The sequence below is a fragment of the Staphylococcus cohnii species complex 1663 genome, assembly GCF_041008415.1.
Taxonomy (GTDB): Bacteria; Bacillota; Bacilli; order Staphylococcales; family Staphylococcaceae; genus Staphylococcus; species Staphylococcus ureilyticus.
In genome coordinates this window covers 175,292-196,638 of record NZ_JBFDVL010000006.1, presented here as the reverse complement: position 1 = coordinate 196,638, position 21,347 = coordinate 175,292, and the positions used below count along the sequence as shown (strand labels likewise).

Genomic DNA, 21,347 nt, shown 5'->3' with positions numbered 1-21,347 from the left:
TTATGACAGTTGGTATTGATCAAATCAATTTTTATGTTCCAAATTTTTATGTAGACATGGCTAAACTTGCCGAATCTCGTCAAGTTGACCCAAATAAATTTCTTATTGGTATTGGGCAAAATGAAATGGCAGTCAGCCCAATGAGCCAAGATATTGTATCTATGGGTGCCAATGCTGCCAAAGAAATCATCTCTGAAGATGATAAAAAACAAATTAGCATGGTTATTGTTGCAACTGAATCTGCTATAGATTCTGCTAAAGCATCTGCAGTTCAAATACATAATCTTTTAGGTATTCAACCATTCGCACGTTGTATTGAAATGAAAGAAGCTTGCTACGCTGCCACGCCTGCAATTCAATTAGCGAAAGATTATATCGCTAGCCGTCCCAATGAAAAAGTTTTAGTTATTGCTAGTGACACTGCGCGCTACGGCCTAGAATCTGGCGGTGAGCCAACGCAAGGTGCAGGTGCAGTTGCTATGATGATAACACAAAACCCACGTATTCTTGAACTAAATGATGACGCAGTTGCATTTACAGAAGATGTATACGATTTTTGGCGTCCAAGTGGACAACCGTATCCACTTGTGGATGGTGCATTATCAAAAGATGCCTATATCCACTCATTTCAAGAAAGTTGGAATGAATATGCACGTAGATATAATACTACACTAGATACATTTAAATCATTATGTTTCCACGTGCCATTTACTAAAATGGGTAAAAAAGCACTTGATTCTATCTTAACTGAAGATATCAACACAGAAACTAAAGAACGATTAACTTCTGGATATGACGCGGCAACTTATTACAACCGTTATGTAGGTAATATTTATACTGGGTCATTGTACTTAAGCTTGATTTCATTATTAGAAACACATACCGAATTAAACGCTGGTGATACAATTGGTCTATTCAGCTATGGTTCAGGCTCTGTTGGTGAATTCTTTAGCGGTAAATTAGTGGAAGGTTATCAAGATGCGCTTGATATAGAAAAACATAAAAATCTATTAAATCATCGTACAGAAATCTCTGTTGACACATATGAAACATTTTTCAAACGTTTCGACAACCTTGAATTTGACCATGATGTTGAGCTAGCAAATGAAACAAAAGGTATTTTCTATCTCGAAAGTATCAATGATCATATTCGTAATTATAATACATTAAATTAAGTTTCAATTCACTTAATCTTATCTCACTTTATTCAGAATGATTAATGACATAAAAATGTCTATATCTGAATAACTTTATCTAACATCAAAGATTATTTATAAACCCGTAAATGAATTTTTAATATTCACTTACGGGTCTTTTTATATAAAAGAAAGAGGATGCCTTTTACTTCACTTACATAAAGGCATCCTCTTTTATCATATTAAAGTCACTATGTTGAAATTTCCTATAAGAATTAATCACGATTTGTTTCGTTTAAATCTTGTGTTTCAATCTCTCTTTTGGGTTGTAACGATAACCCTAAATATTTACGCTCTTCATTTCCATCTTTATATAAGGAAATCATCATTAATATAACGACAAAACTAAACGGTAAAGCAGAAATAATTGCCGCTGATTGTAATGCATCTAGTCCAGTATCACCACCAGCTAATAATAATACGTAAGCGATAGCTGCTAATGCAAGTCCCCATACAATTTTGATAAATCCTGAAGGATTCAAAGTACCATATGCAGTTTGCATACCTAGCACAAAGGTTGCAGAGTCTGCAGAGGTGATAAAGAATGAAGCAATTAATGCTAACGCAATAATTGATAATACAAAACCAAATGGTAACTCATTAAAAATACCGAACAATTGCGTTTCTGGTGGCATTTTAAATATCTCGCTATGAGCTTGTCCAACATCTATGCCAGTTACACCAAAAGCACTAAACCAAATAATACTAATCACAACGGGTACGCCTAATACGGCAATTACAAATTCGCGAATACTACGACCTTTTGAGATTCTCGCAATAAATATACCCACGAATGGACTCCAACTCATCCACCAGCCCCAATAATAAATCGTCCAACTTTTCAACCACTCAGCTTTTTGTTCATTTAATGGTGCTACATCTAAACTATTAAAAATCAGTGAATTAAGGTAATCACCAGTGCCGCTTGTCATCATATTTAATATCAATACGGTTGGTCCTACAATAAAGATAACAATAAGCAACAATGCTGCTAAAAACATATTTAAATTACTTAAATATTGGATACCTTTACTCAAGCCACTCCATGCACTATATAAAAATAATACGGTAACTACAGCAATAATAATTCCTTGAACAACAGAGTTATTCGGCACACCAAATAAATAATTTAAACCACCGTTTATCTGTATTGCCCCTACACCTAAAGAAACCGCAACACCAATAATAGTTGCAAATACCGCTAAAACATCAACAATGACACCAATTGGGCCATCTACTCTATCGCCCAACACTGGTCTTAGCGTTCTAGAAATTAAGCCATTTTCTCCTTTACGAAATTGAGAATATGCCAAACCTAATGCCACTACGCCATAAACTGCCCAAGGATGAAATCCATAATCAATAAATGAAGACCGAAAGGCTTGTGCCATCGCTTCTTTCGTTTCAGGATCTGCTGTTGGCGGTGCTAAATAATGTGATATCGGTTCTGAAGAACCATAAAACACTAAACCTATGCCCATACCTGCACTGAATAACATCGCTAACCAAGATACTGTATGAAATTCCGGTTTATCTGTCGGTTTGCCTAATTTCAATTTTCCAATAGGACTGAATACTAAAAATACACAAAAACCTAAAATTACTGTATACAGTAACATATAATACCAACCAAACGTTTTCGTCACCCAAGAAGAAATAACACCAGTAATTTCTCCAAATTTAGCTGGAAAAATAGCTCCAATAACTACTAATAAGCCTACGACTAGTGCTGAATAAATAAACACACTAGAAAACGACTTTTTTGTATTATCCAAATTTTCCACCCCTCTAATAATAATAAAAAAGACGTTTTATAGGATAACACACTGAGCAAGAGAAACAACTTTATATTTTCAGAAAATTTTATTGATAAAAAATACAAAATGTATAAGATAATAATATTTATTTACAATAATTTTTAGTCATGCGCAAATTTACGCTTAAGGTTTCGTACTATATTTTGGTCTGTAAAGCGGTTGCATATCTACTTTTTCCAACTTCAACAACTCTATTTTTGTATCAATGCCACCACCGTATCCAGTAAGACTACCGTTTTTTCCAACGACTCTATGACATGGAATTATAATAGAAATTGGATTTGTACCAACCGCACCACCAACTGCTTGTGAAGACATATTTGGCTTATTTCTTTTAATACCTATTTCTTTAGCAATTTCACCATAAGTAACAGTCTCTCCATATGGTATTTTCAATAAAACATCCCAAACTTGCTCTCTAAATTCGGTTCCTATAGGTTTCAGTGCAAAATCAATTTTCGGGTTATTTCCTGAAAAATATTTATCGAGCCAACTAATAACTTTTTCAAAAACTGGTAATTCCGCTTCTGTTAATGCCTCGTCATAATTTGATTCGAAATCTTCGTGTTTCGGTAACCACAAGCCGGTAATTGCTTCACCATCTGACGTAAGTGCAATCCGACCAATCGGTGACTCATAATATGTTTTATAGTGCATCATACCACTTCTTTCTAGTATATTTTGTGATTATCATAATCCTTTTATATTTTAATGTAAAATAGATACAGTTGATACAAGTCATGATAGAAAAACACGGTAATCGCGCTTTAAGTCATTGTGTAGCAACAAGATTAGTTATACTTATTAACAACATTTTGTCATGATATATATTCCTCATAATCACTCCATTTCACATGTTTAGTAAAAAAAGGCGTGGAACGAATCATAATATCAGACTCAACCTAGCGATTAATAAACGAAATACCCTTCACTGACTCACTTTCCGTGTTGGTATAACAAGTGCACTTGCTAATACACCACATAATACTAAACAAGTCCCCATGATAAAACCTACACCCGCTGCAATGTGTATGCTATGACCACTTTGAATTATACCAGTAAAAATAGAAGTCATAATTGCTATACCGAATGCACCGCCTAATGTAGATCCCATTTTAAAAATCCCTGAAGCAACACCTACTTTTTCCGGTGGAGTCGTAGAAACCGCCGTACTTAAAGCTGGTGTCGCAAATAATCCTGTACCGCCACCAAAACATATAGCACCAATTAGCGCTACAACAACATAAAGCGTAGTATCAAAAAATGTCAAACTGAACATTAATACACCTAAGCCAGTAAATATTGGGCCAATAATCATTGCGCGTTTTGCACCAAATCTTTTAATACTCTTCTCACCTAAGCGAATGACTAGCAATAATGAAATTAAATAAGGTAAAGTTAACAATCCTGCTTGGAAAGCTGTTAATTTCAAGCCGGATTGTACGTACATATTTAATAAAGCAATCACACCTACACCGGTATTCAATAAAAAGTTAGCTAAAACGGCACCAATATAAGGCCTATTTTTAAATAAATCTAAATCGATAAACGGCACCTTTTTGACACGTTCTACTTTGAAAAATATGTATATACAAATTAAAAATATGACAAATAAGATTACTGTTACAGCATTTAACCAACCTATTTTATAGCCTTGCGTGATGACAAAACTAATGCTACCAATCATAATAATAAAAATGATTAAACCGATATAATCAAACGGGCTCGTTTCTGCTTTATTAATACGACTTTCTGGTAATTTGCGCAGTAAAACTAAAGCTACAATTGATAATATGATCGATAATATAAAAATAGACTGCCAAAAAATAAATGTAGCCAGTGCTCCTGCAAAAAAGGAAGATAACCCAGTACCACCAAATGCACCGATTGACCAAAAACTGAGTGCTTTTTGTCTATCATCACCATCAAAAAAATCGTTCACTATAGAAATTGTGGCTGGCATGATAATCGCTGCAGAAAGTCCCTGTACAATACGACCAAGTAGTAGCATTACAACATTTCCTGAAGCAATCAACATCAAAGAACCAACAATACTTAACACTAAAGCAATTCTCGTCAATTTCACTTTACCAAATTTATCTGATATATTCCCAGCTACTACCATAAATACACCTGTTACAAATGAGGTTAGACTCACTGAAATATTTACGATATCCGGACTCGCATCAAAAGTAGTTTGTATTTTAGGTCCAATATTTAAAAATGCTTGGGCAAATAACCAGTATGTTAATATAGATAAAACAATGCCAGTTAATAACTTACTACCTGAAACTTTTTCTATTTTCACTGTCATAAAAACATCCCCTATTTCAATGTTAATAACGATATATTCATTCATGTATTTTACAAATCTGAAAATTGCAATCAGTGATAATACAATTTATAAAAATACATATAACTAAAATATTACCATTGTTTTATTGAAAAGGGGGATATTGACCACAGATTATTATGAATTTTCTGATAATTTAAACTAAATACTTAATTTTTTCTTAAAATTGACAATATCAAAATAATTTCTTAATTGCTTTAGCAAAATAGCTTTTAAAATACAATACATTGTGTTTACCGTTCCTATTAGTAGTATAATAAAATATTCCTTTGTCAGAAAACAGTAATTCACTTAATATATCTACAGCGAATTCTGTTCGAACAAACATCTCTTGTTTCATGCTAAATTGTTGTTGTCCTTCGAGCGCTCCGACATACCAATAAATTTGTTTGTCATCTTTAATAACGGTTTGTTGTTTCATAAACTGTACAAATCCTGGGTACCACACAGAAGGTGATATTAATATGTAGCTGCCAAAATTTTCTGGACTTTTAAATAATGTATACAAAGCAAGTAATCCACCTAGTGAAGCGCCAGCTATACAGATATCTTCGTTTCTTTGTGATATATTAAAACATTTTCTTAAATAAGGAAGCAAATGCTTAGTCATCCATAAAATATAAGCATCCGCTTCCCCTTTATAATGAACCCCATCTACAACCGTTTCCCATGGGCTATAATCCTGATTTCTATTGTTGGACTGTACTCCAACCAATATCATATCTCGCTCAATATCTTTAAATAACTCGTCTCCATCTTGCACTAACATAAGTGAATAACCACTTTCTTTTGCTTCATCGTATGCTTTGGGCAATTTCACAAAAATATCATGTTGTTGAAAATGAATTTTAAATGTTCCAATATTCATTTTAATCACCACTTTCTCAGCAGTTCAAATACACATAGATTTTAACTAAGAAAAATTAAATAAGTTTATTTTATTTTTCTTAGCATATTCTAATGCTAAAATTTCTAAAATATTGATAAAAGCTAAATTATCTTTAACCTTAATGTATTGAAACTTTAAATTTTTTTCACTTGCCTTAATATTTTTCATTTCTGCTTCATCTAAACCATGATGCGCTAAATACGCTTTTCTAAATTTTGCAGTACCAGCGTCTGAAGCTGAATTAAATTGGCCTAATTTGTCAGATAAATCTTTTTGTGTAAATTTAAAGCCAGTCATAAATCCACCAGCTTGCCCAACAAATATTGGTTTTTTATTTTCAAAAATTACAAAAACACCTTTTTGTTCTGCGACTTTACTTCTACTTTCATTATCAAAACTCAGTGCGTTTGCTTTATCATACTTAAATAATTTCTTTAATTGCTTTTGATAATCATCTAACAGGGCGTTTATTTTTTTCTCGCCATTCAATGTAATCATTCCTTTCTTTTTTTCAATTTACATATACACTAAATGACCTAATATTAAACCTTTTGTTATCATGATCAATTTTTAATTAGCGAAAAACCTCATTAGTTATTTAATGTAATTTTATTTTTGTCCTATATCAACGTGTGATTTATACAACAAAAAAACAGGTGTATACGTATGGTTTATCAAGTAATAAACCTCGTATGCGCCCGTTTTTTAATCATAAATATTAATTAGGTTTATCATACTAATCAATATTCTACTATCGTAAATCATGCATTCTACGGCAATAGAAATGTATGGTAGCTTTCATAAGTAATTGTATTATTTAAGATAATTTAATACTGTTAATCCTACTGCTTCTGCAGAAACTCGCATTGAACTTTCACTGATATTAAATTTAGGATGATGGTGGGGATGGATTTCACCATTTTCTGGTGCAGCACCAGCATAAATAAATGTGCCTGGAATTGTTTTTGCATAGTAAGCAAAATCTTCTGAAGGCGGTTGTGGTTCACATCTTTCAACATTTTTAATGGCATCAGTATCCGCTTCTTTTATTGTGTCTACAACAAATTTTGTAAACTCAGGATCATTGTACAATGCTGGGTAATCATCATGGTAGTCTAATTCACATTTGACACCAAACATCGCTTCCAATCCATCTGACAAACGCGTCACTTCTTTTTTAATTGTGTTTTTAGTATCATCTGTTAACGCACGTACGTCACCTTCTATTTCAACACTATCTTTAATCACATTGAATTGTCCTTTACCATCAAATGAACCTATGGTAACAACACCTGTTTCAAATGGATTTAAGCGTCTGGAAACAACGGTCTGTAAAGCATTTACAAAATATGCACCTGCTACAATACTATCATTTGCTGTATGTGGCGAAGAGCCATGTCCGCCTTGACCATTGACTTTAAGCTTAAAGAAGTCACGCCCAGTTTGTACATTTCCTTCTCGATAATAGATATTACCTGCAGGCATATGACTCATGACGTGAACACCTAGTACGTGATCAACACCATCTAAAACACCATCTTTAATCATTGACTGAGCACCACCAGGAGGTACTTCTTCGGCAGGTTGATGTATAACAACCACTTTACCATTAAATTGGTCTTTCATTTCAATAAGTGTCTCTGCAAGAATCAACATATATGCAGTATGTGCATCATGCCCACATGCGTGCATCACACCATCATTTTTAGAAGAAAATGCTAGACCCGTATCTTCTTGAATTGGTAAAGCATCGAAGTCAGCACGAATTGCGATTGTCTTACCTGGTTTACCGCTATCTATAATAACTTTCAAACCATTTGGTCCTACATTCGTTTCAACCTTACAATCTTTACCTTCATAAAACGACTCTATATACTTAGGTGTTTCTTTTTCACAAAATGATAGTTCTGGGTGTTGATGTAAGTATCGACGTATCTCAATCATACGTGCTTCTTTTTCTTTCAATTTTTCAATCAGTTGTTTCATGATAATCATTCCTCCAATGAAATATACGATACCTTAATGTCATTATATACTTTTCAAATGACAACGTTGTAATATTGAATTATGCTTTATTTTGTTTCTTAAATGATGGCACAGCTAAAAGAATAATAACGAATGAAAGCAATGCCATTAATACATTTAGCCATAAACCAGCCATCGCTCCAAATTTCACATTTGTAGCTTCTGTAACAACGCCATATAATGCTCCTGATAAAGCTATACCAAACGCACCACCTAATGAGGAAGCCATTTTATAAATACCCGAAGCTACACCAACTTTATCTTCAGGAGAATTAGATATCGCCATATCTGTAGAAGGTGTCGCATAAAAACCTAAACCTAATCCATATAGTAAATAACCTATGATACATACTACGACATATAGTGCGCTTGGCAAAAATGTAAATGATATTAAAATAATACCAACCATATTAAATGTTGTACCTAACAACATCGGTTTTTTAGCACCCACTTTTTGTAAAACTTTTTCACCGACTCTAATCATCAACAATACAGTAACCAAATATGTAATCGATAAAAGTCCTGTTTGGAATGCGTTGAAACCTATACCTTTTTGAACGAATGTATTGGCTACCAGCAAGGCACCTGCAACACCATTAAGTAAGAAATTGGATAATGTCGCGCCTGTATAAGCTTTATTTTTAAATAATTTAAAATCAATTAATGGATTATGCTTTTTGTTTTCAACTATGACAAAAGCTATAGTTGTGATAATAAATACAATAAGCAATCCTATTATTATAGGTGAAAGCATGCCAAATGTACCACTTTGCGTAATCACGACATTAATACTTAACATCATAACTACAAAAAGAATTAGCCCAGTAAAATCAAATTTCAAGTTTGTTGTACTATCAGATTTCGTTTCCGGTGTCCCTTTTATTAATAACATTGCAATTAGTGCAACAATGATAGATAAAATAAAAATCCATCTCCAACCAATAAAAGTTGAAACCATACCACCGAATAAGGATGCTAAACCTGAGCCACCCCATGAACCAATCGACCAATAACTCAGTGCACGCTGTCTATCTTTACCTTCAAAATATGTCTTCATAATTGCTAAAGTTGAAGGCATGATTGCTGCTGCTGATAAACCTTGAATTACCCTTCCTATGATAAGTAGTATTGGTAGATTACTAATTATAATCAATAAAGAACCAATGATACTTAACCATAAACCAAAATATGTTATTCTCACACGTCCTACTTTATCCGCTAGACTTCCTGCACCAACAACAAACATCCCTGAGAATAATGCTGTAATACTAACAGCAATACTGATTGTACCAATATTACTATTAAATGATTGTTGTAACGTAGGAACTACGTTTAATAAAGATTGCGCAAATAACCAAAAAGTGACAACCCCTAATACAATACCTAATATTAATTTGTTGTCACCTTGATAACTCTTCGTATTTCCCTGTTGCGTCATTTGTTCATCCTCCTAAAATATTTTTAAAATGACAAATAGGGAAGATTAGCTTAGTTGGAAAATGTACTTATCTCTCGACATTTTCAATAAATCAATAAATGATACTTGCTATCCTCTCTATAAAATATAGTAGTCGGATATATTTTGCTAAAATATATAATAATTGTGGTTTTAGTATCGATTATTTTCTAAATAGCATTTGTGGTTTTAAATGACAAAAATGGACTATGCTATTTTTGTCATTTTGCATTTAACATTAAACAAATTTGATGACCATTTTATCGTCAAACATACTACTCAGCGAATCATATTGTATTTTTTCTCTATAAATATAATTAAAAGTATTTTTTAAATTCAATTATCTGTATGGCGTTGGTTTGTAATTTCAAATGGTAAGATATCGTATCTACGACATCAACTTCACTGACATCTAATTTAGGGTAAGAGATTCTATTCACATAATTAATTGTTTCTATATCCATACCATGTTGTGTATTGTACTGTTGCCAAACTTGATAAAGCGCACCATTATTTTTATCTAGTGTTAAATGTTTTATTTTATATGATCCAGTAGTAGCATTTAATATATTGAGTTGATACTCTTTATGACTTAAATAATCTGTTTGTTCATTCGTCATATAATATGGATTGTAATGTTCTGCATCCCATATTACGATTTGAAAATGATCACTCTGTCCTACAACCATACAGTCTTCATTTTTAAAAAGTACTTGATTAAATAATTTTTTAAAAAACATACTTGTAAAAAATGCAGGTCTTTTTCCATCAAACTGATGATATAAATCAATACCATTTAATTCAGAAGTAACCTCATTTGAATTATATTGATGGTGTAATTCGTGATTGAGCCAATAGCCAATTGCGTTAATTTGATGATTCATATCAATCAATTGCTCAAATATGATACCTGCTCTAAAATATTCACCATTTGTAAGGCTTGTATTACCTGTTAAAGTGTTCCAATTAAGTAGGACAATTGAAACATCTTTTCCTTTTATATTAAATCGTTCAGTGATCTTATTATACTGTTCTATGATATGTCTTTTAGCTAAATCATACTGTTGACTTTCAATTGATTTGAAATTAATAATATCATTTTGGTTTGCGCTAAACGCTATACTATCAACATTTTCACTGGAACTATCCAAGATTTGTTGGGCAGTTGTCACTTCATTAATATCAGTGATATCCGTATTAAGTATAATCTGAGTATGTTCAAAGTATTCCTTAAATAACATTATTATTTTTAATAGCATATTGGCTTTTTTGCCCTTCAAGTAAATGACTAATTTGAATTGTTGTCTATTCGGCACAGTATTATAAATATGCTCTAATAAAAATCTTAATTCTTTTGTATATTCCGCAAATTGGGATGGTAATGTTGGAGGATCAATTTCAATTCCTAAACCTATGTGATGTTCAAATAAAAAACTTAAGCATTCATCTACTTTCATATAAGGATGCATAGTAGGAATAAGTTCATCACTTTCAATAACTTTATGATCAATGTAGCCTTTTAAAATAGGATCATTAATCAAAACATGATCCAAGCCTAAAAATTGTTGAACTTCTATCAGTTGTTTTCTGTATCTTTGAAGGCGCAATGTATCAAAACTACCAATTTGAATCACATGGTTATAATCTGATAAATCGTGTGTTTGATCGTAATTCAATGTAATATCAATAACTTTTTGATTATAGGGGGATTGGATCATAGTACCTAGCGTTTGTTGTATATAAGAATTTAAATAGTATAGATACATTTGATAGTTTTCTGACTCAGTGGGTTTATCGGCGGTGCTCACTATATCTTCTACCTGATATTTTTTTCTATATTGCGAAGGCGTTAATGCTGTGTCTAATTTAAAATATTTCAACAGCATATTAGAGTTACTAAAGCCATTTTTAAAAGCAATTTGAGTGATAGCATCATCTGTTTGTATTAAGTCATTTTTACAATGTTCAATTCTAATATGGTTAACATAGTGATTGAAACCGATACCCATATGTTTTGTAAATAATTTAGACAAATATGTGTGACTTAAATGCACCTTTTCAGCTACTTCACTTAATGTGATTGGTTTGGTGAAATTTCTTTCAATATATTTACATACAAATGCTAGACGATGATCATTGACATGATGTTCATGATTTATATTTTCATAAGCTGGTAAATATCTTACAATCATAAACATTAAGTCAATTAACAGTTGTTCCATATATAATCTATAAAATTTACCTTTTCGAATATAGACGACACCTATCTTAGCCACAACATTCAGAATTTGTTGATAAATGACGTTTTGCAATGTCTGGGAATTTAAAATATATACTTTATCATTATAATCACTGATATATTGTTTTAAATACGATGCTTTCAAATGAATAGCGGTATATAAAGTGTCATCCTCCTCAATCAGTCGATAACGCTCTCGATGATTGATAATAAAAACATCACCTGCTTGAAATTTATGAATACTAGTCCCACTGACAAATTTTAATTTATTTTTTAATACGAGAACGATACGTACACCATCATTAAAATTAAATACTGAATTATTGCTTGGATTAAATTCGATATCATAAAATTTTTCCATAACACACCTCTTTATTAAAATATATTTTAATAAAATAAGTGCATATTTGCTATTTTGATTTTAATTTGTCGTTAATTGGACAAAAATCTACCTATCTTCAAATAAAGTCTCTGATTTTGTTGACGGTCATTTATGTGCTTAATATATCTTGCTAATTTATGGATATGCTAAAACGATGTTAAAGTGTGTTAAACTGGTATGCTTTAACACTTCAAGTGAAGTAGATACAGAATCGAACGATACTCCAACAGACTTCTAAAAAAACTTTAGCTCTAGGAATATTATAAATAAAAAAATACTAATCCGTACACAACGGATTAGTATTTTTCTGAGAACAGTGTTAATTCCCGGAATTTTTACTTTTTATTAATTGTTTTTTCAATTAGTTCATTTAAATGTCGAATGTTTTCACTTTGTTGTGCTAATAGCTTAACAATTTCATCATCTTCATGGCCACGCGTACTTTCGTTTTTATTCTCTACGTGTGTAGCGAAGGATGTTGATTGATCACTATTATTTTGCAACTGTGTTAAATCTTCTTTATATGATTTTAAAGCTTCATATAAGAATGCCTGTTGTGTTGTTTGTTGTGCAATTTCGTTATATAGCCTTTTTGTTTTTTGATCTACGGATATCGTATTAGTTTCTCCATTGTACGCGTTTTGTTGTTTGCGAATGCTAAATGTACGATCATAACTATCATTACCAGCAGACTGATTGATACGTGAATAATTAGATGCAGGCATCTCGCCTTGTAAAGCATGCCCTTCAATATCTACGTGAGGTAATATTCTATTTAACCATGCAGGCATATACCAAGACGCTTTTCCAAATAATTGTGTCAACGCAGGAATCAATAATAAACGTACGATAAATGCATCAAACAATATACCAAATGCAAGTGATAATCCCATAGATTTAATCATTACATCATCTTGGAAGACGAATGCAATAAACACACTGAACATAATAAGTGCTGCCGCAACAACGACTGGACCACTTTCTTTAATACCTACTTTAATCGCGTGCTCATTATTACCTGTTTTACTGTACTCTTCATGAATACGAGACATAAGAAATACTTCGTAATCCATAGCCAGACCAAAGAGCAAGCCAATTGTAATAACCGGTAAGAAAGCTAGTAATGGTCCCGTTGTATCTACGCCAAACAGTTCAGACATAAATCCTTCTTGCATTATTAAAGTCGTAAAGCCTAATGTTGCCACTAAAGAAAGGACGAAACCTAGAACTGCTTTTAGTGGAATAATGATAGAACGGAAGACAACCATTAATAGTACGAACGCTAATGCTACGATTACGCCAGCAAATAATGGGATAGCTTCATTTAGTTTTTGCGACATATCTATATTAATTACACTTTGTCCAGATACTTCAGTTTTGAAATTATATTTGTCTCTCGCATCATCATTATAATCTCTCAAATCATGAACTAAATCATTGGTAGATTTAGCATTTGGACCTTTATCAGGAATTACCGCTACTAATGCATAATCTTTATTTTTGCTTAATTGTGGCGGTGCAACCATTTTCACATTATCCATATCTTTAATATCTTTGCTCAAGCTTTGTAAGTCTTTTTGCAACGCTTCAGGATTATCATTTTGATCTTTCACATTGACAAGCATTGCAATTTGACCATTATATCCTTCTCCAAACTTATCAGATACAATATCATATGCTTTTTTCTGAGTTGTATCCGCTGGTTTCATACCATCATCAGGTATACCTAAACGCATATCATTAATCGGTATAGCAGCTACAACTAAGATAATAAGTCCAATAAGCACTGCTGCAAGTGGTTTTCCAACTACAAATTTGGACCATTTCGTATCTACATCTCCCTCAAACTCAGTTTTCGTTTGTTTAGGATGAATTTGCTTATGGAAAATACTAATCAATGCTGGTAATAAAGTTAATGCACTAATCACTGCGACAAATACACTAATTGCAGAAGCGAAGCCCATTACGGCTAGGAAATCTATACCAACAAGTGATAATCCACAAACAGCAATAATGACTGTAACACCTGCAAAGATGACTGCACTACCTGCAGTTCCTACAGCTAAACCTATTGCTTTAATATGATTTGGTTCGCTTTTAACAATTTGACGATATCTAAATAAAATAAATAGTGCATAATCGATACCTACTGCTAAACCAATCATAACCGCTAATGTTAAAGTAACATTTGGAATATCAAATGCATACGTCAATAACGATATGATACCTACACCCGTGCCTAAACCAAGTAAAGCACTAATGATTGGCATACCTGCTGCAATAAACGATCCAAACGTAATTAGAAGTACAACAAATGCGACAATCACTCCGATTAATTCAGAAGAACCGCCAATTTCAGTCGATTCCATACCTGTACCCATCAGTTCTACTTGTACATTATGCTCATCTTCTAATTTTTCAACTTGGTCTTTCACTTTATCTTTTGAATCTTCTTTTAATGACGTTGCAGACACATCATAATTAATATCTGCGATGGCTGTCGATTTATCCTCACTGATTTGTTTATTGTCATAAGGGTCTGAGATATTTTTAATATCTCCATCATCATCTTTAATATCTTTCAATGTATCTTTGATATCTTTAGTCATATCTTGCTTCACTATGCCATTATCTGAATCACTTTTAAAGACTGCTCTAATTTGAGCTTTCTCACTGTCTTGCCCAAATTCGTCTTCTATTTTGTCATTCGTATCTAATGACTGTAATCCATTCATAGTTATATCATTATCAAACTTAGGTGAACTTATTGTAAGCGGTATAATAATTGCTGCAAGAATAATCACCCAAGCAACAACACTCCACCATTTGTGCTTTGCAACAAATGAACCTAATTTGTATAAAAATTTCGCCAAACTATTGCCTCCTTAATTAATCAACGTTATAGTTTATACATATACTGTAGATTATTTCTATTGACATCTTATAATGATTTACCCTATTTAAAAAAGAACTAAATATCCAATTTCGTATATTTAAACTACAGATTAGGAGAATTGTAGAATGAATGAAAAAGATTTGCGTGTAATCAAAACAAAACGGGCATTATCTCAAAGCTTATATGTACTATTAGAAAAATATGCGTTTTCAACTATTTCTGTTAATCAAATTTGCAATGAAGCGTTAGTTCATCGTACAACCTTCTATAAGCATTTCTATGATAAATACGATTTACTTATTTATTTAATGACCTTCTTAACCAAAGATTACTTTTCCACAGATATTAAAGATCGTATCAATAACCCTTTTACTAGCATGGAACAATCCGTCACACACATTGACGATTTTAGTAAAATAAAGCATAAACAAGAAGACGATAAAGAATTTGAACGTACAGTTGAAAATCATTTTATCCGTATACTGCAAAATGATATTAAAGCAAACGAACATCGGATAACGGTTGACCAAAGCGTTCCAATAGATTTAGTATTTTATGTTTACGGTGCGACTTTATACGGTTTTATGGAATGGATGCGTGAACATAATAGTAATATGTCGTATGAAGCCATTGATGCACTTTTTCATAAAATGATTAATATTCAAGTTAATGATGAATAAAAAGAAGCACTCAGATGAATTGAATAAATCATCTGAGTGCTATTTTTCTGGGATTTATCCCAGAATCTTTATATTACTAGATATGTTATCCTAGCCGATTGTTAACAATTAAAACATTTCTGAAACAACTTTTTGTTCTAAGAAATGTAATAGATAATCTGGGCTACCTGTTTTTGCATCTGTACCAGACATTTTAAAGCCACCGAAAGGATGGTAGCCAACGACTGCTGCAGTACAACCACGATTTAGGTATAAGTTACCAACGTCATATTCTTTAACAGCTTCAATCCAGTTTTCGCGATTATTAGTAATAACTGCACCTGTTAATCCATAATCTGTGTCATTAGCGATTTCTAATAACTCATTAAAATCTTTTCCTTTTACAAAACCAACAACAGGTCCAAAGATTTCTTCTTGCATGATTTGATCGCTTGATTTAAGACCAGAGAAAATCGTAGGTTCAACAAAGTAACCAGTAGCACCATCTGTACCGCCACCTTGTTCTAACTTACCTTCTTTTTTACCAATTTCGATATAATTTTTAATTTTATCAAATTGTTTTTGGTTAATAACTGGTCCCATTGAAGTGTTATTTTCTGTATTTCCTAAAGTTAAATCTTGTGTAAGTTTAACTGCTTTTTCTAATACTTCATCATACACATCTTGATGAACGATCGCACGTGAACAAGCAGAACATTTTTGACCTGAGAAGCCAAACGCTGATGAAACAATAGATTCTGCTGCCAAGTCTGTATCGATCTCTTTATCAACAACAATCGCATCTTTACCGCCCATCTCAGCGATAACACGTTTTAAAAATTGTTGTCCTTCTTGAACTTTTGCAGCTCTTTCAAAGATTCGTGTACCTGTTGCGCGTGAACCTGTAAACGTAACAAAGTGCGTATGAACACTATCAACAAGATAGTCGCCAATTTCTTTTGGATCACCAGGTACAAAATTCACAACACCTTTTGGTAAACCTGCTTCTTCTAATACTTCCATTAACTTATACGCTGTTAACGGGGTATCTTCTGCAGGTTTTAAAAGAACTGTATTACCAGCAACAACTGGCGCTAAAGTAGTACCCGCCATAATTGCAAATGGGAAGTTCCATGGTGGGATTGTTACCCCAGTACCAATTGGTTTATAAAAATATTTATTGTGTTCGCCTTCTCTATCTAATACTGGTTTACCGTCTGCTAATTCCATCATTGATCTAGCATAATATTCGATAAAATCAATACCTTCAGCTGCGTCACCAACTGCTTCATCCCATGGTTTACCAGCTTCATACACCATCACTGCTGATATTTCTTCTTTGCGTCGTCTAATAATAGCTGCAACTCTAATTAAAAATTCAGCACGATCTCTGTGCGTCCAACGTTTCCAAGATTTATAAGCTTCATTAGCTGCATCAAAAGCTTTATCTACTTCTTTTGTTGTAGCTTTTGATACTTCAGCAATAACTTCAGAAGTGTTCGCAGGATTGATAGACTGAAATGTATCCTTAGTAAAAATTTTCTCCCCATTAATCACTAACGGAAGTTTTTGATTTAATTCACCTTTAACTTTCTTTAATGCTTCTTTGAATGATTCGACATTGCTATTATCAGTAAAGTCAATGCCTGGTTCATTTGTATAGTTGACAACCATTTTTTCTACCCCCATGTAAGTTTGTAAATAGAAAACTAAAATGGAAAAATTCCATTCTTATTTTTATTGTATAGGTATCACACAACAAATGCAATCGCTTACAATAACTTTTATAAAAATAAATCGTATTTTATGTCTAACTTTTACTTTTAAAAACTGTATTGCGCTTGATTTATATCGTTCAAGTGACTTCCAAAAACACTATCTTTAAATTTTTTACATTTATGAACTTAAAGAAAGTGTTTAATTCGTATAATGTCACATTAAAATTGTTACAACGTCCATTCAATTCAACCATCGTTGAATAATGACATTTATCAAGTCAACAAACAATATTTAATTTTTATGTACTTTTTGACTTTTATTATGTTTATGTGGTTTTTTAACTAACAGTATGATGCCTGCAATTAGCCATAACAATGCTGTAAATATATTTAATGTAAACACACAGACAATTGCAAGTAATATAAATACAACACCTGCAGTTTTTGGTATCTTCTTGATTAATAAAACAAATATTAATGCTAAGATTGTCGTTACAATAACTAAGCCTAAAGCAACGATAAATAATTGACTAATACTATCTAATAATTGTGATGTTTCTGTTTGAGTTAAATTATCGCTAATAGCATCTTGATTTTTAAAAGAACCCATTAAGGAACGTTTAAAACTCCGATCGTTTAAAAATGGTGCAGCAATAGCCATTAAAAAAATCAGTACAAATTGTATGAAAATTCCTAGCCAAATTAGTACTTTTTCCAAAGTACGTTTCATATGCAACCTCCTTTGCAATTTATAATTTTTCATATGTTCTATACCCACAAAAATATGAATCATGCAACGTCATCCATATTATAATATTCGCTAGCATTTTCAATGAATAGTGTCATTGTATTAGGGTAATTTCTTAATATAAATGAAAACAAAGGGATGATTTAACACTATTATGAGTGACAAAAATGCACACGACAGAAAGAAGAAACATAGAAATCTTGTTTATATGATATCTGTTGCAATTATTGTGCTTATAACATTAATTGCAGGTATTTTCCCTAAAAGTTTTGGTAATCACGCACAACAAGTCTACGATTATATAGCAAATAGTTTTGGATGGCTGTTTTTAGTAATTATTTTTATTTTAGATATATTTTTAATTGCGTTAGCCATTTCACGTTATGGTCGCTTTAAATTGGGTGATGATAATGAAGCTCCTGAATTTTCTATGATGTCTTGGATTGGGATGCTCTTTTCTGCAGGTTTGGGTGTCGGCATTGTATTTTGGGGTGTAGCAGAACCATTAACGCATTATTTACATTCTCCATTTCCTGGAAAAACGCCAGACGCTTCATCAGAATCAGCGCGTGTTGCTATGGGCTATACTTTTTTTCATTGGGGTATTTCTCAATGGTCTATCTTCGCAATTGCCGGTTTAACAGTGGCGTACTTCCAATTTAGAAAAAAACGTGATGGTCTCATTTCAACGGCGATGGAACCTGTATTTGGTGAATCTTATAAACGACCATATCGAAATGTGATAGATGTATTAGCCATTATAGCTACAGTAATGGGGATTGCCACATCTATTGGTTTAGGTATTATGCAAATTAGTGGTGGGCTACAACATGTCTTTAACGTTCCTAACAATAATGTTACCAAAATATCAATCACTATTTTAATGGTAGGTATTTTTTTAACATCAGCGATTACTGGTTTAAATAGAGGTGTAAAATGGTTAAGTAATATCAATATTGGCTTAGGCGCAATATTACTTATCTTCATGTTTATTTTTGGTGATTTTAAATTTATTTTAGAATCTTATACATTAGCAATCGGTGATTATCTACGTCATTTCATTGAATATAGTTTACGCATCAGCCCATATACAGGCGATAACAGTTGGATACAACAATGGACTGTTTTCTATTGGGCATGGGTTATATCTTGGTCACCATTTATTGGTGGTTTCGTAGCTCGTGTCTCTCGCGGTAGAACGATTAGAGAATTTGTTATTGGTGTATTAATTATCCCACCTTTAATTTCATTTACTTGGATAGCTGGATTTGGTGGTACAGCTGTTAAAATAGCATTGAATGGTAACGACAATATCGCTAATATTGTCGACAAGGATTATACTGTTGCTCTTTTTGAATTATTATCCAAATTTCCTATCGCTGACATCACAAGTGCATTAGCAATCGCACTTATCTTTATATTTATCATTACAAGTGCTGATTCTACTACACATATTGTTGCGGGTATGGCAACTGGTGGTATTGCTAATCCTAAAATCAAACATAAAATTATTTGGGGCATATTAATTGGTGCTATATCTGTTTCTATGACAATTGCAGGTGGTTTAACGAGTTTACAAACTGCCTCAGTTGTAACAGGTCTACCATTTTCAATTATTTTATTACTCATGATTTTTTCTTTAATGCGTGCATTGAGAAGAGAACCAACAGAACACTTTAAAATGACCTACATCAATGATGATAAAGATTATTCTATACCACTAGAAGAACGCGAAACAAATCATTTAGAAACCGATGAGGATTCCCCGATAGAAGAAAATGAACCAAGTAATCATAACGATAATGGCAAAAACCATGATAAAGATACCAAAAACAAAGATGATTAATCTATCATACTGTTTAAACTCATCCAGCTGACCCAATAAATTACCATTGTTTAATTGAGTATTAAATATCACAAACGGACATCGTATTGAAATCCAAATGTACTTTAATTTCAATACGATGTCTATTTATATTTTCCAAAAGATTCTGAACATTTTATACAACTTATATGCTACTTTTTGCTAAAATGTAGCTAAGACGTTAAATTTAAGGGGATGAACACTTAATGAATTTACAAAACCAACACCCAAGTATATTAAGAAAAATGATTAGTAAAAATGAACTTACAGGTCATACAAGCGGAATGGCTAAAGGTTATGTCCAAGCTAATGTAGTTATATTACCCTCTATTTATGCATATGATTTTTTAAAATTCTGTTTCAGAAATCCAAAAACATGCCCACTTTTAGATGTTTCAGAAATTGGTTCAACCTCTTTTCCTACTTATGGTAAAGAAGCTAACATCACAAATGAAGTAGCACAATATAAAGTATACCGTTATGGCGAATTAGTAGAATCTCCTACTGACATATCTCATTTATTTAATGATGACATGGTCAGTTTTTTGATTGGCTGCAGCTTCACTTTTGAGCATGCTTTGTTGGAGGCGGGTCTACCAATACGTCACATTGAAGAAGAACATAATGTTCCAATGTATATAACAAATATTCCAGCCGCACCAAGTGGCCATTTCTCAGGAAATATCACTGTTAGTATGAGACCGATGACTATGCAACAAGCTATAAAAGCAACAGAAATTACGACACACTTTAAAAATGTTCATGGTACGCCAATACATATAGGAGATCCATCAACAATTGGCATCGAAAACATAACAAATCCTGATTTTGGCGAACCTGTCACGATTAAAGAAAATGAAGTACCAGTATTTTGGGGCTGTGGTGTTACGCCTCAATCTGTTGCGTTAGATGCTAAACCAGAATTGATGATTACACATGCACCAGGACATATGTTTATCACTGACGTCCCAGATAGTCAGTTAAGCGATTAATTTCACATGATACACATTTTTACACACTAATTTTAATGATGGAAATTTAAAAAGCAGCATGATAGCATCCACAAATACTAAATGGCTGCTATATGCTGCTTTTCATTTTTATA

The 21,347-nt window shown here is 32.5% G+C and carries 15 protein-coding genes; 4 read left to right on the top strand and 11 right to left on the bottom strand.

What is annotated here, in order from left to right; translation table 11 throughout:
- Nucleotides 1-2 precede the first annotated feature (2 nt).
- Complete coding sequence (locus AB1J10_RS09380) at nucleotides 3-1,175, top strand: hydroxymethylglutaryl-CoA synthase (protein ID WP_046206743.1); 1,173 nt, start codon at nucleotides 3-5, stop codon at nucleotides 1,173-1,175.
- Between the two features lie 236 nt (nucleotides 1,176-1,411).
- Here the strand turns inward: AB1J10_RS09380 and AB1J10_RS09375 are convergent, their stop codons facing one another.
- From AB1J10_RS09375 to AB1J10_RS09335, 9 genes are all read right to left on the bottom strand, one after another.
- A complete protein-coding gene (locus AB1J10_RS09375) occupies nucleotides 1,412-2,971 on the bottom strand; it encodes a BCCT family transporter (RefSeq protein WP_046206742.1) in 1,560 nt (519 codons plus the stop codon).
- A gap of 165 nt (nucleotides 2,972-3,136) precedes the next feature.
- Nucleotides 3,137-3,670 (bottom strand): methylated-DNA--[protein]-cysteine S-methyltransferase, encoded by a 534-nt coding sequence (locus AB1J10_RS09370; RefSeq protein ID WP_107365914.1) that lies wholly within the window; start codon nucleotides 3,668-3,670, stop codon nucleotides 3,137-3,139.
- A 271-nt stretch (nucleotides 3,671-3,941) separates the two neighbouring features.
- The gene (locus AB1J10_RS09365) at nucleotides 3,942-5,327 is read right to left on the bottom strand and encodes an MFS transporter (RefSeq protein WP_046206740.1); all 1,386 of its coding nucleotides are present in this window, start codon (nucleotides 5,325-5,327) and stop codon (nucleotides 3,942-3,944) included.
- 214 nt (nucleotides 5,328-5,541) lie between these two features.
- Nucleotides 5,542-6,234, bottom strand: a complete 693-nt coding sequence (locus AB1J10_RS09360) for an alpha/beta hydrolase (protein ID WP_107365916.1) — start codon at nucleotides 6,232-6,234, stop codon at nucleotides 5,542-5,544.
- A 45-nt stretch (nucleotides 6,235-6,279) separates the two neighbouring features.
- Nucleotides 6,280-6,744, bottom strand: coding sequence for a hypothetical protein (locus AB1J10_RS09355; RefSeq protein ID WP_064209246.1), 465 nt, complete (start codon nucleotides 6,742-6,744; stop codon nucleotides 6,280-6,282).
- A 324-nt stretch (nucleotides 6,745-7,068) separates the two neighbouring features.
- Nucleotides 7,069-8,244 (bottom strand): M20 family metallopeptidase, encoded by a 1,176-nt coding sequence (locus tag AB1J10_RS09350; RefSeq protein WP_064209399.1) that lies wholly within the window; start codon nucleotides 8,242-8,244, stop codon nucleotides 7,069-7,071.
- A 76-nt stretch (nucleotides 8,245-8,320) separates the two neighbouring features.
- Nucleotides 8,321-9,718: an MFS transporter gene (locus AB1J10_RS09345; RefSeq protein ID WP_064209245.1), complete on the bottom strand. Its 1,398-nt coding sequence runs from the start codon at nucleotides 9,716-9,718 to the stop codon at nucleotides 8,321-8,323.
- A gap of 335 nt (nucleotides 9,719-10,053) precedes the next feature.
- On the bottom strand, nucleotides 10,054-12,336 hold the full coding sequence (aryK, locus tag AB1J10_RS09340; protein ID WP_107391247.1) for a transcriptional regulator AryK: 2,283 nt from the start codon (nucleotides 12,334-12,336) through the stop codon (nucleotides 10,054-10,056).
- A gap of 356 nt (nucleotides 12,337-12,692) precedes the next feature.
- The gene (locus tag AB1J10_RS09335; RefSeq protein WP_107365378.1) at nucleotides 12,693-15,230 is read right to left on the bottom strand and encodes an MMPL family transporter; all 2,538 of its coding nucleotides are present in this window, start codon (nucleotides 15,228-15,230) and stop codon (nucleotides 12,693-12,695) included.
- Nucleotides 15,231-15,378: 148 nt separating this feature from the next.
- Between AB1J10_RS09335 and AB1J10_RS09330 the strand changes: the two genes are divergently transcribed.
- Nucleotides 15,379-15,933 (top strand): TetR/AcrR family transcriptional regulator, encoded by a 555-nt coding sequence (locus AB1J10_RS09330; protein ID WP_107365377.1) that lies wholly within the window; start codon nucleotides 15,379-15,381, stop codon nucleotides 15,931-15,933.
- Nucleotides 15,934-16,041: 108 nt separating this feature from the next.
- Here the strand turns inward: AB1J10_RS09330 and pruA are convergent, their stop codons facing one another.
- Together pruA and AB1J10_RS09320 are read right to left on the bottom strand one after the other, a co-directional pair.
- The gene (pruA, locus tag AB1J10_RS09325; protein WP_046206733.1) at nucleotides 16,042-17,586 is read right to left on the bottom strand and encodes an L-glutamate gamma-semialdehyde dehydrogenase; all 1,545 of its coding nucleotides are present in this window, start codon (nucleotides 17,584-17,586) and stop codon (nucleotides 16,042-16,044) included.
- A gap of 336 nt (nucleotides 17,587-17,922) precedes the next feature.
- The gene (locus tag AB1J10_RS09320) at nucleotides 17,923-18,360 is read right to left on the bottom strand and encodes a DUF4064 domain-containing protein (RefSeq protein WP_046206732.1); all 438 of its coding nucleotides are present in this window, start codon (nucleotides 18,358-18,360) and stop codon (nucleotides 17,923-17,925) included.
- 172 nt (nucleotides 18,361-18,532) lie between these two features.
- On the opposite strand from AB1J10_RS09320, the gene AB1J10_RS09315 reads away from it, so the two are divergent.
- Together AB1J10_RS09315 and AB1J10_RS09310 are read left to right on the top strand one after the other, a co-directional pair.
- Nucleotides 18,533-20,224: a BCCT family transporter gene (locus AB1J10_RS09315; protein WP_107365376.1), complete on the top strand. Its 1,692-nt coding sequence runs from the start codon at nucleotides 18,533-18,535 to the stop codon at nucleotides 20,222-20,224.
- A 224-nt stretch (nucleotides 20,225-20,448) separates the two neighbouring features.
- Complete coding sequence (locus AB1J10_RS09310; protein ID WP_070658003.1) at nucleotides 20,449-21,234, top strand: putative hydro-lyase; 786 nt, start codon at nucleotides 20,449-20,451, stop codon at nucleotides 21,232-21,234.
- Nucleotides 21,235-21,347: the final 113 nt, after the last annotated feature.